The 14,651-nt window shown below is 30.6% G+C and carries 17 protein-coding genes and 2 tRNA genes; 2 read left to right on the top strand and 17 right to left on the bottom strand.

Annotated features, from left to right (window positions below):
• Nucleotide 1: 1 nt before the first annotated feature.
• The 4 genes from argC to SAR11G3_RS05235 all read right to left on the bottom strand — a co-directional run bounded on the left by argC (nt 2) and on the right by SAR11G3_RS05235 (nt 3,015).
• Nucleotides 2-1,027, bottom strand: coding sequence for an N-acetyl-gamma-glutamyl-phosphate reductase (gene argC, locus SAR11G3_RS05250; RefSeq protein ID WP_013695760.1), 1,026 nt, complete (start codon nt 1,025-1,027; stop codon nt 2-4).
• Between the two features lie 66 nt (nt 1,028-1,093).
• A complete protein-coding gene (rpsI, locus tag SAR11G3_RS05245) occupies nt 1,094-1,504 on the bottom strand; it encodes a 30S ribosomal protein S9 (RefSeq protein WP_013695759.1) in 411 nt (136 codons plus the stop codon).
• Nucleotides 1,505-1,506: 2 nt separating this feature from the next.
• Complete coding sequence (gene rplM / locus SAR11G3_RS05240; RefSeq protein WP_013695758.1) at nt 1,507-1,965, bottom strand: 50S ribosomal protein L13; 459 nt, start codon at nt 1,963-1,965, stop codon at nt 1,507-1,509.
• A gap of 51 nt (nt 1,966-2,016) precedes the next feature.
• Nucleotides 2,017-3,015: a COX15/CtaA family protein gene (locus SAR11G3_RS05235; protein WP_013695757.1), complete on the bottom strand. Its 999-nt coding sequence runs from the start codon at nt 3,013-3,015 to the stop codon at nt 2,017-2,019.
• A 24-nt stretch (nt 3,016-3,039) separates the two neighbouring features.
• Here SAR11G3_RS05235 and SAR11G3_RS05230 point away from each other — a divergent pair, with 24 nt between their 5' ends.
• A complete protein-coding gene (locus tag SAR11G3_RS05230) occupies nt 3,040-3,339 on the top strand; it encodes a chorismate mutase (RefSeq protein ID WP_013695756.1) in 300 nt (99 codons plus the stop codon).
• Here SAR11G3_RS05230 and rpmG read toward each other — a convergent pair whose 3' ends face one another.
• Genes rpmG through SAR11G3_RS05195 form a run of 7 tightly spaced genes read right to left on the bottom strand, consistent with a single transcriptional unit; the run spans nt 3,340 to nt 7,610 of the window.
• Nucleotides 3,340-3,531: a 50S ribosomal protein L33 gene (gene rpmG / locus SAR11G3_RS05225; RefSeq protein ID WP_013695755.1), complete on the bottom strand. Its 192-nt coding sequence runs from the start codon at nt 3,529-3,531 to the stop codon at nt 3,340-3,342.
• On the bottom strand, nt 3,532-3,891 hold the full coding sequence (locus SAR11G3_RS05220; RefSeq protein WP_013695754.1) for a MerR family transcriptional regulator: 360 nt from the start codon (nt 3,889-3,891) through the stop codon (nt 3,532-3,534). It lies immediately after the preceding gene.
• Nucleotides 3,884-4,186, bottom strand: coding sequence for an integration host factor subunit alpha (locus SAR11G3_RS05215; protein ID WP_013695753.1), 303 nt, complete (start codon nt 4,184-4,186; stop codon nt 3,884-3,886). Before SAR11G3_RS05215 ends, SAR11G3_RS05220 begins: the two co-directional genes overlap by 8 nt.
• Entirely contained in the window at nt 4,183-4,818 is a 636-nt protein-coding gene (gene tmk / locus SAR11G3_RS05210; RefSeq protein ID WP_013695752.1) for a dTMP kinase, read from the bottom strand. The genes SAR11G3_RS05215 and tmk overlap by 4 nt, the downstream gene beginning before the upstream one ends.
• Nucleotides 4,809-5,948, bottom strand: a complete 1,140-nt coding sequence (locus SAR11G3_RS05205) for a D-alanyl-D-alanine carboxypeptidase family protein (protein ID WP_013695751.1) — start codon at nt 5,946-5,948, stop codon at nt 4,809-4,811. The genes tmk and SAR11G3_RS05205 overlap by 10 nt, the downstream gene beginning before the upstream one ends.
• Nucleotides 5,945-6,637, bottom strand: a complete 693-nt coding sequence (locus SAR11G3_RS05200; RefSeq protein WP_013695750.1) for a hypothetical protein — start codon at nt 6,635-6,637, stop codon at nt 5,945-5,947. Before SAR11G3_RS05200 ends, SAR11G3_RS05205 begins: the two co-directional genes overlap by 4 nt.
• The gene (locus tag SAR11G3_RS05195) at nt 6,630-7,610 is read right to left on the bottom strand and encodes a lytic murein transglycosylase (RefSeq protein WP_013695749.1); all 981 of its coding nucleotides are present in this window, start codon (nt 7,608-7,610) and stop codon (nt 6,630-6,632) included. Before SAR11G3_RS05195 ends, SAR11G3_RS05200 begins: the two co-directional genes overlap by 8 nt.
• 226 nt (nt 7,611-7,836) lie before the next feature.
• Here SAR11G3_RS05195 and SAR11G3_RS05190 point away from each other — a divergent pair.
• Nucleotides 7,837-7,924 (top strand) — tRNA-Ser (locus SAR11G3_RS05190).
• A gap of 51 nt (nt 7,925-7,975) precedes the next feature.
• Here the strand turns inward: SAR11G3_RS05190 and SAR11G3_RS05185 are convergent.
• The 6 genes from SAR11G3_RS05185 to serS all read right to left on the bottom strand — a co-directional run bounded on the left by SAR11G3_RS05185 (nt 7,976) and on the right by serS (nt 14,582).
• Nucleotides 7,976-8,521 carry a hypothetical protein gene (locus SAR11G3_RS05185; RefSeq protein WP_013695748.1) on the bottom strand — a complete coding sequence of 182 codons (546 nt, stop codon included), beginning with the start codon at nt 8,519-8,521 and terminating at the stop codon, nt 7,976-7,978.
• 197 nt (nt 8,522-8,718) lie between these two features.
• A tRNA-Ser gene (locus tag SAR11G3_RS05175) sits at nt 8,719-8,810 on the bottom strand.
• A gap of 409 nt (nt 8,811-9,219) precedes the next feature.
• On the bottom strand, nt 9,220-10,362 hold the full coding sequence (locus tag SAR11G3_RS05170) for a hypothetical protein (protein ID WP_013695746.1): 1,143 nt from the start codon (nt 10,360-10,362) through the stop codon (nt 9,220-9,222).
• A 2-nt stretch (nt 10,363-10,364) separates the two neighbouring features.
• Nucleotides 10,365-11,303: an inverse autotransporter beta domain-containing protein gene (locus SAR11G3_RS05165; protein ID WP_013695745.1), complete on the bottom strand. Its 939-nt coding sequence runs from the start codon at nt 11,301-11,303 to the stop codon at nt 10,365-10,367.
• Nucleotides 11,304-11,430: 127 nt separating this feature from the next.
• Entirely contained in the window at nt 11,431-13,377 is a 1,947-nt protein-coding gene (locus SAR11G3_RS05160; RefSeq protein WP_013695744.1) for an acetoacetate--CoA ligase, read from the bottom strand.
• A 26-nt stretch (nt 13,378-13,403) separates the two neighbouring features.
• Complete coding sequence (gene serS / locus SAR11G3_RS05155) at nt 13,404-14,582, bottom strand: serine--tRNA ligase (RefSeq protein WP_013695743.1); 1,179 nt, start codon at nt 14,580-14,582, stop codon at nt 13,404-13,406.
• Nucleotides 14,583-14,651 lie beyond the last annotated feature (69 nt).

Below are 14,651 nucleotides of genomic sequence, written 5' to 3'. Positions count from 1 at the left end.
TTTAAACTAAAGATAATGTTTCTTTGAAACCAAATCTAATATTAAAATTTTGCACAGCCTGGCCTGCGGCACCTTTAATCAAATTATCTAAAGAACTAGCAATAATAATTTGGTTATCAAATCTAGTTTGATAAACTGATATATTGCAATTATTAGTATTTAACACTCTATTAGTATTAATCATCTCTTTTGAATTTACAATATTTACAAATTTTTCTTTTTTATAAAAATTTAACAAGCAATCTTTCACTTTTTTAATTTTAATACCCTTAGGAAGATCTAGATAAATGGTTGATAAAATTCCTCTAAAGGTAGGTATTAAATGCGGTGTAAAGGAAATTTTAATTTTTTTCTTAGAAGACTTTGATAATTCTTGATCGATTTCTGGCATATGTCTGTGCTGTCCTACTCCGTAAATAGAAATATTTTCATTTATATTTGGATAGAGTTTTTTGTCAGTAGTTTTTTTCCCTGCTCCTGAATAGCCTGACTTACTGTCAGCCTTAATGCTATTAGTATTAATTAACTTATTTTTAACCAAAGGTAACAAGGGTAACAATATAGATGTTGGGTAGCATCCAGGACAAGCAATAAAATTACTTTTTTTAATCAAGTTTCTATTAATCTCACTTAGTCCATATATGGATTTTTTTTGTTCTTTCGTAGCTTGATGCGGAAGTTTATACCACTTCTCAAAAATAGATTTATTATCAATTCTAAAATCTGCAGACAGATCAATCAAAACAGAATTGCTTCTAATTTTTTTAGAAATCAAATGAGCTTCTCCATGTGGTAGCGCTGTAAATATAACATCGATATTTTTGAGCTCGTGATTTTTCATTATTGAAACATTGGGTAGTTTTTTTTTAAATTTAAAGTTTTTGGAATAAAAATTAATTGATTTTTTTAATTTTGATTGAGAATATAAATATAAAATATCCACATTTGGATGTTTGGTTAAAATTTTTAATAGCTCCAAACCAACAAAACCTGTGGCACCGGCGATAGCAACTTTAATTTTTTTCATAGAATATAAAAATATTACTTATATTTGCCATAAAACAAAAGCAAAACTAAAAAGCTTGAAATATGATTATCTTTTAGAGAATTGGAAACGAGCTCTAGCTTTTTTCTGACCATATTTCTTTCTTTCAACTGATCTAGAATCTCTCGTTAGTAACTTGTCTTTCTTTACAATTTTTCTAATTGTCTCGTCAGAGACTACTAAGGCTTTGGATATCCCATGAGTAACAGCACCTGCTTGGCCTGACATTCCACCACCCTTAACAGTACAAACAATATCAACAAGATTGGTTTTTTCTGTAATCTTCAAAGGCTTTTCAACTAAAAGCTGATGAACAGGTCTTTTAAAATATTCGGTGTATAATCTGCCATTAACAGAAATTTTTCCTGATCCAGCTAGAAGCCAAACTCTTGCTACAGCATCTTTTCGTTTTCCTGTAGCGTAATTAGCTTCTTTGGTAATTTTTATGTCTAAGCTCATAATTAGTTTGTTCTAGTATTCTTTTTATTTAAAGATGAAAAATTAATCTCTTTTATTTTTTGAGCTGAATGAGGATGTCCTTCGTCTTTGTAAATTTTTAACTTAGTTAATTGTTTTTTTGCCAAAGGTCCTCCTGGCAACATTCTTTTTACAGCAAGTTTTAGAATTTCCTCTGGTTTTTTTTGCATCAGCAATTTAGGTGTAGTTTCCTTAATACCCCCTGGATGACCAGTGTGTCTATAATACTTTTTGTCATCAAATTTATTACCAGTAAACTTTATTTTAGAAATGTTAGTTACAATAACAAAATCTCCATCATCCATATGAGGAGTAAAAGTAGCTTTATTTTTGCCTCTTAAAATTTTTGAAATTTCAGCTGCCAATCTTCCCACAACGGCGTTAGTAGCATCTATATGATACCAGTTATTTTGAATTTCGCTTTTTTTAATAAAGTCAGTCATGAAAGATGGTGTAATTACTGTTTGGTAGTTTAAATGTCAACATTAGAAATGCTATTTAAGCCTATATATCACGAATATAAATGACATAAGTAGAAATATTGATGTTAATTGATGTAAAGCAGCCATGTAGATATTAAGGCCAGTGATTAGAGTTCCTATACCTAATATAATTTGAAAAATTAAAAGAAAGAAAGGAAGATTTAAATAGGTGGTTAAATTTTTGTAATTAGAGATATAGATAACTACAAAAATCAAAAAAATTAAATAAGCATTTAGTCTGTGAATTAGTTGGATATGAGCCCGGTCATAAAAAGCTTCTGTAGAAAAAAATGATATAAAAGAAACTTCTTCTGGAAGAAAATGAGAATTCATAAGTGGCCATGTTTGGTATATTCGCCCTGCATCAAGGCCTGAAGTAAAAGCTCCATAAATAATTTGGATAAAAATTAAGAAAACTAATAAAAAGATTATATTTTTTTTTGGTATATAATTAATTTTTAAGTTTTGCCTTACGTGGTTTAAATAACTCCAATAGACTAGTGTTATAATAATAATAGCCCCCACTAAATGCGCTGCTAATCTAAAGTGACTAACATCCACATTTATTGATAGTCCACTCTTTACCATGTACCAGCCTAAAAAGCCCTGAAATATAAAAAGAAAAAATATCAAAAAATAATAAGGATAATTGTGGCGATAAATAAATTTATTATAAATAAAATAAAATAATGGCAGGATGTATAAAAGGCTAACAAATCTAGCTAATAGCCTGTGAATATACTCCCACCAAAAAATATATTTAAATTCATTCAAGCTCATGCCAAGATTTAGTTCTTGGTACTGGGGTATAGACTTGTACAGACCAAAGTATTGTATCCAAGATTCTTTATTAAGCGGCGGAAGTATTCCTGTAAAAACCTCCCAATTTGTAATTGATAAACCTGAATGCGTTAATCTCGTAAAACCACCAATGCTGACAAGCAGGATAAGAGTCGTTAATAATGCCAAATGCCAAATTTTAAAGTATTTATTTAGTTGTAAATTTGCCATGTTCTTTTATATAATTTTATACATATGATTAAAAAAGCTAAATTGTCACAAAAAAATAAACTTCTTAATATTAAAAAAATTAGAAATAGTATTGATAAAATAGACGATCAAATCTTAAAATATTTAAGTCTTAGAAGAAAAGAAGTCATGAAAATCACAAAATACAAAAAGAGAAGTGAAATTGTTGACCAAAAAAGAATAGCTAGCATGCTTAAAAAGCTTGTAAGAAAAGGGAAAGCTTTAAATATTGAGCCCTATGTTATTGAAAATTTATGGAAGGCTATGATTAGGTCTTTTATAAAATTAGAAAGAGAAAAAATCTAATTACTTACTGTGAGGTGGAAGTTTTTTTTCAACAAACCACTCGTGCTTTCTAGTGGCAGGGTTATATTTCTTCATTTTTAATTTGTCTTTAGCCTTGTCACCGGCCGTAGGCTTTTTTACATAGTAGTTAAAACGACTATTTGGCTTATCTTCAGGAACTAATCTTACCTTAACGTGTGATTTTTTTGCCATTTACAGTATTTCTTTTAATTCTTTAATTATTTTATTAATTTTTAATAAATTATTTTCTGAACTTATATTATTGATTTTTTTATAGTCAACAGAATACTCTTTTTCCATAGCTATAATAGCACCCTTTATGGTCATGCCCTTGTCTTTTAAGAGTGTTTTAACTCTCCGAAAAAGCTTTATATCGACTTCTGAGTAATATCTTCGTTTGTTTAGTAGGAGGCTAGGTTTTAAGATTTTAAATTTTTTTTCCCAAAATCTGATAACATGAGTTTTCGGCTTGCCAGTATTTTTGTCCATCAAGCCAATCTCCGTGGCTAATTCGCTAATATTTTTAAATGCACCAGACTTTTTCTTAAGCATTAAATCTATTAATTTTTTTTATTAAAAGCTTAGAAGCCTTAAAGGTAACGACATTTCTAGAAGAGATAGTTTTTTCTTCTTTTGTTTTTGGGTTTCTTCCAACTCTGCTTTTTTTGTTTTTCTTAGAAAAGGTACCAAATAAAGCTATTTTAACTTTTTTATCTTTTTTCAAATTAGCTATGAGAGAATCAAACAAAGTGTCTACAAAAGCTGAACAGCTAATTTTCGACAAACCTAGCTCTTGAAAAACCAAATCATAAAGTTTTTGTCTTGTTATATTTTCAACTTTGCTCATTTAATTAAAGATTTTAAAACTTTTGATTTAATTTTATCATGAATCAAATCCAAATCTGCGTTGCCATTAATGACAAAAATTCTTTTCTTTTCCACTTTTGCAATTGCTAAAAAGCCTTTTTTTATAATGTTCATTTTTTTTAAAGATTCTCTATCAAATCTATCTAATTTTTTTGCTCTTAAATGCATTCTTTTTTTACTTACACTTGGATTTGCATCTAAAAGAATTGTTAGGTTTGGTCTTATGTTTTTGTCTATTAATTTTTGAAGGTAGTGTATTAATTTCAAATCAATAGACCCATTAAAATGTTGGTAAGCAATAGTGGAATCTAGATACCTATCACAAAGCACTATATAGCCAGATCTAAGTTTTTCCTTTATTAAATCGTAATGCTCTGCCCTGGCAGCAAATAATAAAAAAAGTTCAGTTAAGGGATTATTTTCTTCGTTTAGATCCTTTATTACTAGTTTTCTAATTTTTTCTGAAATTTTAGTACCACCGGGTTCTCTCGTAAGATAAATTTTTTTTGATACATTTGCTTTTAAAAATTTATAAAGAAGTTTTATTTGAGTTGATTTTCCAGATCCCTCAATACCTTCAAAAGTGATAAAAATACCACGATTTAACCCCATACTAAGAAACCTATGGAATTAAAAAATCTTTTTATAAAATTAATTTTTTTAAAATCTTCGGTTGCAAATAGTGGCTGTTTTATATCTAGCCCGTTTTTGTCTTTAATTCTTAATACACCCAATTGATCACTTGCCTTAAAATGATCTTTAATTGGTTCGGATACCTCTAAATACATCTTAATATCTCTAGACCTTCTTTTAGAGTAAGTGATGTATAGGTCTTTTTCCAATTCTAATTTTATTGATGATTTTTTTCCATTCCATGTATTGATAGAAAATAGAGGATTTTCTTTTTTAACCAAAAGTAACTCAGTAGTAATTATTGCATGATTTAATAATTTTAAAGATTCTTTTGCTCTTTCTTTTTGTGAATTTGTTCCACTTACAACGCTTAAAATCCTACGATTATTTACAAGCATGGTAGCAGCCAATGAGTAGCCAGAGTCATTAAGGTGACCGGTTTTAATTCCGTCTACTTTTGAATTTTTATATAATAGGGTATTTCTATTAGATTGGGTGATTGGATTTCCACCAGTACGATCCCAAGTGAAGGTTCTCTCTGCATACATTTTGTACAATTCTGGAAATTCTTTAATTAAATAAACGGACATTAAACTAATGTCGCTAACTGTTGAGTAATTGTCCTCAGAATAAATTCCAGAAGAATTTGAAAAGTTTGTGTTAGTCATGCCAATTGATTTCGCCTTGTCATTCATCATGGAAGCAAACGCAGCCTCAGAGCCTGCAATTCCTTCAGCCAATGCGATGCACGCATCATTTCCTGAAGCTATAATTATACCTTTTAATAAATTTAAAACAGTTATTCTGTCATTTGGAACTATAAACATAGAAGAATAGCCTTGCTTAGCCATTCTCCAAGCTTTGTTGGAAACTAAGAATTTTTCGTTTAATTTCAACTCACCGCTTTTAATTAGATCAAAAGCTATGATGGAGGTCATGACCTTAGTGATAGACGCAGGAGAAATTTTTTCATTTTCATTTTTCTTAAAAAGAACTTGGCCAGAATTTACATCCATCAAAATTGCCTGCTTGGCAGAAGTAATTAATGCATTGGCGTTATAAGCTTGTATTAAAAAAAAACTTATTAATAAGATTGTAATTTTTTTCATTTAACTTTTATTTGGTAGCCTTCAAAATTATTAGCTTTCAGCTTACTGTAAATTAAGTCGTATTTGTTCATATTGCCAATTGGCCCTATTATTAAAAGATAATTTCCAGGTGAGCCCTTAATAGCAATATTTTGATTAGAAAGAAAATCTTTTAAACTATTTCTAAGATCTTTCGCATATTTTAAGTAATAAAAAGAGCCGAATTCTAAATAAATAAGATTTTTATGCTTATATTTTTTTATATTTTTTCCCCCACTCAAAGAAATAATTTTGACATCACTAACTTTGTTTGCCTTTTTGATTTTTCTTTCTTCTTTAAAAATTTTTGCTTTATTCGCAACAAAAGTAGGATTTTTTTTAATGGATTCTATTTTTACGTAGGGTAAATCTTTTTCTATTGCTAGTGAACTGACAACAGCATCTGAAATATAAATTATTCGAGATTCTGGAATTGGTTTTTTTTCAATATATTGCAAATTTATAGATTTTCGATTGGCGAGATTAGTAATTTTTAGTGAATTACCTTTAAAATCCTGAGCTACAACTGCTTGGGTGTTTTTTTTATAAGAGCTTAAAGATCCTAAGTTGCCAGAAAAACCAATTTTCTCGGTTAAAGAAACTTTACCTATGTTGGTACATGAAAAAAGAAACAAAAAACTAAAAATTATAAGTGATTTATTTTTAGGCATTTTTCAAAAGGTCAGCAAATAAACCCACTGTTATTGCAAATCGTAATGATCTATTCCAGTTTAATAATTTTTCATAATTTGTGGTTACTAAAAAAATAGGCCCATCTTTGCCGTCCGGTCTTATTAATTTAAAATTACCTTTGGCTTTTTTATTATTTTTTATAGAAATTTTATTATTAATTAAATCATTTCTAGATAGGGTTTTTTTTAATTTTCTTGCATCAATAGTGACCAAAGAATTGTCAATTTTATCGGCACTTATTGCTTTGTAGCCCCAAGAAATTTTTTTATTCCACCCTATTGTTTTAAGATAATTTGCAGCTGATGCAAATGAATCCTCAAGGGAGTTCACTAAATCTATTTGCCCGTCTTTGTCATAATCAATGGCATAATTATTGATAGAGGATGGCATAAATTGGAAATTACCGTGAGCTCCAGCCCATGAACCATACAGGTTTTCTAATTTAACTTTCTTTTTATCTATTAATCGCAAAATAGTAATTAGTTCTTTTGAAAAATATGCAGATCTTCTCTTATCAAATGACAAAGTTGCTAGGGCCGATATAATATCAACCTTACCGCGATGCCTTCCAAAGCTAGTTTCAATTCCCCACAAGGCCACCAAATATTCTTTTGGAACACCGAAGTCTTTCTCTATTCTGGAAAGTAAATTTTTATTTTCTAGCAAAAGACTCTTGGCCTTCAGAACTCTTTTTTTATTAACCCTTTTTCCTATGTAAGTTTCTGTTTTTTCAATGAACTCTGGTTGACGTTTGTCATAAATCAAAAGCTTTTTTAAAAATTTAACTCTTGAGAAGGCCTTGTTTACAGTGGCAGAACTGATCCCTTCTTTTTCAATAGCTTTCTTTTTAAAATCCACTACCCAAATATCAAAATTATGATTTTGAGCAGAAACTTGAGTATTTTGGAATATTAAAAATATAAATAAAATTATTTTTATACAATTGCTCATAGTATTTTTGATAACACAAAATATCATTAAATAATATTTAGATTAACAAGAGAAAAAGGCTAGATTTTTATGTTTTCTTTCTATTTTTAGTCAATGGTAGTCAATAACAATGAATCTGACACATCATGACAAAGAACAAACAATTACAGAACCTCATAATTTAAAGTTTCAGCAAATAATGCTTTTTTGTTGAAATTTAACATTAAGATTATAAAAACATTTCAACGGAGGGATGGGAGAGTGGTTTAATCCAGCGGTCTTGAAAACCGCCGTACCGCAAGGTACCGTGAGTTCGAATCTCACTCCCTCTGCCAGTTTATTACTTTTTTTATAATTTTTGCAAAATCCTCGAACTAAATAAATTTTTAATGATCGGTAGTGTTTTGCATTTTATACGAATAGGAAATTGCAGCAAAAATAATTAAGTAGTTTAAATAAGAAATGTAAAAAGAAATAAAATCAAACAATGGTTTTATAAATGTAAAAAATTGAGCATTGCTACTAGATAGAGAAATCTGAAGAGAAAGAATTATAGACGAGGGTATAAAAAAAATAATTGTTACGACTACAAATAAACCTAAAAACTGAAATCCCTCATGGTTCATTTGCTTTATATAAGGCTTTATTTTTTTATTAAGAGCAATTTTTGGGAGAATAAAAATAAATCTTAAAGCAAAAGCTGATGAAAATATCCAAAGCATGAAAAGGAAAGATATGCTTAAGTTAAATAAAACATTTTTACCAAAGCTTTTAAACAAGTAATGAAATATCAAGGGTGATATTGAAATTAATGTAATTGCAGTTATGGCAAAGAAATATTTAAAATTTTTTACAGACAAAAAATCTAAAAAATAGTCCTGCTCTTTCTTTTCTAAAATTTCTTTATGAATACTTATGCCAACAGAGCTCATAAGCAATGTGGAAAAAAGTATAAATAAAAGAATGGTAAAATTAGTAGCCAAAGAACTTGTCGATAGATTAAAAAAAAAGTAATTAAAAAAACTGCAAAGAAACCTTTTTTAATTTTTTTTGAAAAATCTAAAAAAATAAAATTAAAAGAAGTACTTAAAATTTTTGCTATTGGTAACTTTTTTAACTTCATAAAAAGTGGCGGTCAGGGAGGGATTCGAACCCTCGTTACGATGTTACTCGTAAGGTCATTTAGCAAACGACTGGTTTCAGCCTCTCACCCACCTAACCGCATTGAGTTAGCATTGATATACAACACTAATTCGTTTGTTGCAAAAAAGACTCACAAAATATTTATTTTCCAGACAACTTTCAGACAACTTTAGCCAAAGATAAATAGAAATAAGTTATATTTTATGTGCTTTCTCTTGATTTATAATGGCTGATCTTATCTTATAATTTTCTAGCAATATCAACGATTTTAAATTCGCAAAAAGAACAGCTGATGTTCTTATTTAAGACTCGTATGAGTTGTTTTCCTGACCGTTGCTCCGTCCTAATGGACTTCACCTCGTCCGATCACAATCGCTCTCAAACTCACACTGTTGCGTTCATTTACAAGGTAGTTTTAAGATCTGCGTTAGCTATTGCAGTAAATAAGAGTACTTAAAACAATTTAGAAGTATTCTTTAAAACGATACTATCGCCAAGATCCAATTCTTGCAGCTCCTCCAGCTCCTCTTTCTCTGGTAAGAATTTTCATAATAAAAGGATCTACTCCTGTCTTTTTCATCCACACTTTATCGCTGCCATCTACCATGGCATCTATGGATGAACCATAGGTTGTTCCAAAATCAAATTTTATTCCTACTGTATTTTCGCTAATAACAACTGGGTTGGCATATCTGTAAATAGCTCCAATTCTAACAGCGTTATCAACATTATCTGCTAACACTAAGCCACCTGCTTTAAGCATGTAATTTGCCAAATCTACGCCGGCATCAACACCTGTACCAATCGAATAGTCAGCACTACTTACCAAAGCTGTTTTATCACTTATATCGCCACCAAGGTGATCGATAATCTCAGTAGCCCATTCCGCGCTAGTATCTGCTGTAGCTTTGGTATCATTACATGCCATAGTAGCATTAGTTCCATCACCAGCTTGAACAATAGTACCAGAGCCCATTGCAGTTTTGTAAGCTCCATCCCAGATAGAATTACTGTAAGTCGTAGTTTTTTCTAATGTGTAACAATATGTTCCTGTAATACCAGTAGCACCATTTCCAAAGCCACGCATCGTAGCATTAGTTCCATCCGGTTCCACATATTTTTGAACATGCTTTACCTTTAATTTATTATTAACAAGCACAAATGCATAAGGATATGAACCTTGTGCGATTATCAAATCACTATCAATAAGACCTTCTGAAACAAGGTCATTCTCTTTATCTGGGCTAACTTCTGTATATGTTGTGTTAGCAGGCTTGTTAACAATATCTACGCATGATGTAAGAGCTGGATTAGCTCCATCCACATAAGGGTCTTCCTTGCAAATAGCAATTCTATTAATCAAAACCCCATAATATTCTGGCATTTCATTGCATGCATTAGTATTATTTGTGTTGAATTCAGAATCTACAATTCCGTCTGCATAATTAAAGGGGGCGTCTACCGTATCACTTCCGTCTGTGTATGTCTGGGTTGTAACAGCAGGATCTTTCATGATAATCCCACCATTTGTTTTAGCACATACCTCAGCTTGAGAAGATTCTGTAAAAAATAAATTAAAAGAAAATCCCAATGTAATTAAGAAAAGGAACGTAGTTATTTTATGTTTCATAATTAATATCCTGATGCAAATAATCCAGAAGCAGCAATCTTCACTACTCGTATTTTGTTTTCACGTTTTACGGGTTCGTATAATTTGTGACCGACATATTCATATTCTAAGAAATTTTTAGAATTTTGAATTTTTTCTTGTCCCAAATCGATAACAAACTTAATGCTTCCAAAATAACTATCGTTTTCCAGATTGTCATCCATATATCCAGCTTCAATTAAGAAATGTCCCAATCTCGCATTCAATCCCATTTTGTTTCCGGTTACTTTAAAATCACTATTTTTTTCTGGGTTTTCAAATTCAAAAGCATTTAAGAAAATACTGACATCTTGCTTGATGGGAAGGTGGTAATCCATTTGCGTATCCCAACCATCCATAGCTCGTTCAATTCCACCTTCGCTGGTAGTTCTTCTACCGCTTAAAGCATTGTAATAATTTCCTCGCAGATCAAAAACACTAGAGATGGCTTCCACCCCTGCTCCCGATCGTTGATGCTTGTCATTAAATTGATGGTCATAAAAAATATTAGAGCCTAGTATTATTTTATTATTATTGAATAATTTTCTAGTACCCAAGCCTATATTAATTGTCTGATCTCCATCATGGTTATTGAAACTTGTTTGATTAAAGATCGTTCCGGAATTAATTTTTAAAATCTCATTAACACTCATGATTCGGAACGTAGGTTTTAAACGTTCTTGATTTTTAATTTCAAAATCTAAATATTTAATACTCTCAAGGTTTTCTTTTGCAAAAAAAGAGATTTTATTTGAAACTGCGGCAGTAGCAGCATTAATTTTTGAATTAACTTTGCTATCCAGTGAATTTTTAACATTATTTTTGATAGAGGTGGTATCAGCTAAAGACGCTGAACTCAGCGAAACTGTTAACAATAATCCAAAAAGAACGGTGACAAGACTATTTTTTAACTCTACCTTCATAGATATGCATACGCTTTTCAGCTAGATTTGATATCTTTAATATGCATAAAATGCATAATAATGCTTTTCACGGCGAAAAACACCTTCAAGATTTTATCTCGTTGACCAAAATCGCTAATAGTGGAGCTTAATTAAGCTTTACCAAACCAGTATTTCTGAAGTACTTTAAACACTCAGGATTGGCTATGGACTCCAAATTATTAACTTCCTCTCCGTTTAATAACATTCTAACTGCAATCTCTACCACTTTGCCACTTTTTGTTTTGGGTACGTCTGGACATTGCAATATAATTGAAGGCACGTGTCTTGGAGAGCAGTTTTTTTTTATGGAAGACTTTATTTTTTGAGTTAGCTCATCTGTCAGATCAAAATTCAAATTCATTTTTACAAAAAGAACTATTCTAATATCGTCATCAAAAGACTGTCCAACTACAACAGATTCTTCAATTTCATCAAAAGATTCGACCTGCCTATATATCTCCGCTGTACCTATTCTTACACCACCAGGATTTAAGGTAGCATCTGATCTTCCATGAATAACAAAACCACCATTGGTAGTCTTTTGTATATAATCACCATGATGCCAAGTATTTGGAAATTTAGAAAAATAAGCAGATTTAATTTTTTCTTTTAAGGGATCGTTCCAAAACTGAATAGGCATAGACGGGAAAGGACTTTTTACGACAAGCTCTCCCTTATCATCATTAACTACTGCAGCGCCTGAGTCATTGTAAATATCAACATCAATTGCAAGGCTGGCGCCCTGGATTTCTCCAGCATAAACTTTGTCAAAAATATTACCCATAACTAGACATCCGATCACATCTGTTCCTCCACTCATAGACGACAACATAACATCTTTTTTAATATTCTTGTAAACGTACTCATAGCTCTCTTTCATTAAAGGTGAGCCTGTAGAAGTTATAGTTTTTAAATTATTAAGATTATAAGAACCTGCTGAAAATTTATTTTTTTTTAAAAAATCTATATATTTAGCGCTCACACCAAACAAAGAAAATTTATGATCTTCGCAATATTTAAATAGAATATCTTTAGTGGGATATAAAGGTGACCCATCATATAATTTGATACTTGCACCGCAGCATAAACCACTGACAAGCCAATTCCACATCATCCATCCAGTAGTAGTAAAATAAAATATATTGTCATTTTCTTTAATATCACAATGTAAAAATAATTCCTTTTTGTGTTCTATTAAGGAACCTCCTGCACCATGAACAATGCACTTGGGTACGCCAGTTGTTCCACTGGAATAGAGAATGTACAAAGGTTGATTAAATTCAAATTCTTCAAAAGTTTCGTCTGGTAGATTTGCATTTAATATTTTTTCAAAAGAAATAAAAGATTCTGAAGGGACACTGTCTTCTTCATAAGAACAAATAATAACCTTTTCAATCGAAGGAATCATTTTTTGTAGAGATTTTATTCTTTCTATAAGGCTAATTTTTTTTCCGTTATAGTAATAGTAATCACAAGTAATCAAAACCTTGGGTTCTATTTGCAAAAAACGATCCACAACTCCTTGGACACCAAAGTCAGGAGAGCAAGACGACCATATATGCCCGTTTTTAGAAGAAGCTAGCAATCCCACTATAGCCTCAATGTTATTTGGGAGGTAAGCTGCAACTCTGTCATTTTTTTTTAAACCATTTTTTTTAAAAAAATTTGATAATTTGCAAACATCTTCATAAAGTTTTTTCCAAGAAATTGATTTTTCATAGCCATTCTCTCCTCTAAAATGAATTGCTATTTCATTGGTTTTTTTAAACAAAAGATTGTGAGCAAAATTTAATTTTGAATCTTCAAAGTAGTGAGAATCTAAAAAGGAATCTTTTTTTAAGAAAACTTTTTTTCCTTTAGTTCCTTTAATATTCGCAAAATCCCAAAAAGCATTCCAAAAAACAGAGGGTGATTTTACAGACCATTCCCACAAATCATTATAATTTTCATACAAAGGTAGGTTTAGTTTTTTCTCTAAATATCTACAGAATTCGTAAAGATTGGAATTTTTTATTCTTTCATTACTAGCTTTCCATAAAAAGTTTTTGGACATAGATTAAAATATTATATTGAAGATTATCAACTAATGCTCTTTTTGGACATGTACTTTTGCAACACCAATGGAATTTCTATGGATCCGTCTTTGTTTTGGTAGTTTTCTAGAATTGCAATGATAGTCCTGCCTATTGCAAGGCCAGATCCGTTTAATGTTGCTAGCAATTCATTTTTATTATCTACAGTTTTGTATCTAGCTTTCATTCTATTGGACTGGAAAGTTGAACATGATGAGCAACTAGAAATTTCTCTATATTTTTCTTGTGAAGGAATCCAAACTTCAATGTCATAGGTTTTTTCAGCACTAAAACCCATATCGCCAGTTGATAGCAACATTACCCTATACGGCAATTTTAACAATTCGAGAACTCTTTCAGCAGACTTAAGAAGTTTTTCCAATTCTTTTTCTCTAAACTCGGGTTGGACGATAGAAACTAACTCCACTTTAGAAAATTGATGCTGTCGCATCATTCCTTTAGTGTCTTTTCCAGCTGAACCAGCCTCTAATCTAAAACAGGGAGTGGCAGCCACATACCTTAAAGGAAGTTTTTCATATTTTGTAATTTTATTAGCTACCATATTGGTCAATGGAACTTCGCCAGTGGGTATTAGCCATAGATCATTATTAGTTTGAAACTGATCATCTCTAAATTTTGGCAGTTGGCCCGTTCCATACATCGCTTTGGTATTAACAAGAATTGGGACGTTGTATTCATCATATCCATTTTCCTCTGTATGAATATCAAGCATAAAATTTACTAAGGCACGTTCTAATTTAGCTAAATCTTTTTTTAAAATTGAAAACCGAGATCCAGAAAGTTCTGTGGCTGTTTCAAAATCTATCAAATCTAAACTTTCTCCAATTTCATCATGACTTAGAGGTTTAAAATCAAATTCTTTGATTTGGCCAACTTTTTTAAGTTCAACATTACCTTTTTCGTCTTCAGCAATAGGAACGTCTTCAAGCGGTATATTTGGAAGTGTGTAAAGCGTTTCGTCTATTTTTTTTTTAAGATCAGAGATTGAAGTTTCTATTTTGTTAATTTCATTTTTTACTTCGGTTACCTCTGTAGATAACTTTTTAAAATCATCACTACCTTTATCTTTATGAGCGCCTAAAGCTTTAGAAATTGAATTTCTTTTATTTTGGAGATTTTGCTGCAACTCTAGGTTTTTTCTAAGGCTTTCATCATTGCTGATCAAAGAATCTAGTAATGAATCTGAATTATTTATGTACCTAGATTTGATTTTTTTTTAAAAAAATCTAAATTT

It is taken from the genome of Candidatus Pelagibacter sp. IMCC9063 (genome assembly GCF_000195085.1).
GTDB lineage: Bacteria > Pseudomonadota > Alphaproteobacteria > Pelagibacterales > Pelagibacteraceae > IMCC9063.
Note: the sequence above shows the minus strand (reverse complement) of the source record. Positions and strands in the feature narration are given on the sequence as shown.

Coding starts and splice junctions, on each gene's coding strand:
- SAR11G3_RS05230 (WP_013695756.1), top strand. CDS start 3,040: ATGATTAAAAAAGCTAAATTGTCACAAAAAAATAAACTTCTTAATATT.
- tmk (WP_013695752.1), bottom strand. CDS start 4,818: ATGGGGTTAAATCGTGGTATTTTTATCACTTTTGAAGGTATTGAGGGA.
- SAR11G3_RS05215 (WP_013695753.1), bottom strand. CDS start 4,186: ATGAGCAAAGTTGAAAATATAACAAGACAAAAACTTTATGATTTGGTT.
- SAR11G3_RS05200 (WP_013695750.1), bottom strand. CDS start 6,637: ATGCCTAAAAATAAATCACTTATAATTTTTAGTTTTTTGTTTCTTTTT.
- SAR11G3_RS05185 (WP_013695748.1), bottom strand. CDS start 8,521: ATGAGCTCTGTTGGCATAAGTATTCATAAAGAAATTTTAGAAAAGAAA.
- rpsI (WP_013695759.1), bottom strand. CDS start 1,504: ATGAGCTTAGACATAAAAATTACCAAAGAAGCTAATTACGCTACAGGA.
- SAR11G3_RS05160 (WP_013695744.1), bottom strand. CDS start 13,377: ATGTCCAAAAACTTTTTATGGAAAGCTAGTAATGAAAGAATAAAAAAT.
- rpmG (WP_013695755.1), bottom strand. CDS start 3,531: ATGGCAAAAAAATCACACGTTAAGGTAAGATTAGTTCCTGAAGATAAG.
- SAR11G3_RS05235 (WP_013695757.1), bottom strand. CDS start 3,015: ATGGCAAATTTACAACTAAATAAATACTTTAAAATTTGGCATTTGGCA.
- SAR11G3_RS05195 (WP_013695749.1), bottom strand. CDS start 7,610: ATGAGCAATTGTATAAAAATAATTTTATTTATATTTTTAATATTCCAA.
- SAR11G3_RS05220 (WP_013695754.1), bottom strand. CDS start 3,891: ATGCTTAAGAAAAAGTCTGGTGCATTTAAAAATATTAGCGAATTAGCC.
- SAR11G3_RS05205 (WP_013695751.1), bottom strand. CDS start 5,948: ATGAAAAAAATTACAATCTTATTAATAAGTTTTTTTTTAATACAAGCT.
- SAR11G3_RS05170 (WP_013695746.1), bottom strand. CDS start 10,362: ATGAAACATAAAATAACTACGTTCCTTTTCTTAATTACATTGGGATTT.
- SAR11G3_RS05165 (WP_013695745.1), bottom strand. CDS start 11,303: ATGAAGGTAGAGTTAAAAAATAGTCTTGTCACCGTTCTTTTTGGATTA.
- argC (WP_013695760.1), bottom strand. CDS start 1,027: ATGAAAAAAATTAAAGTTGCTATCGCCGGTGCCACAGGTTTTGTTGGT.
- rplM (WP_013695758.1), bottom strand. CDS start 1,965: ATGACTGACTTTATTAAAAAAAGCGAAATTCAAAATAACTGGTATCAT.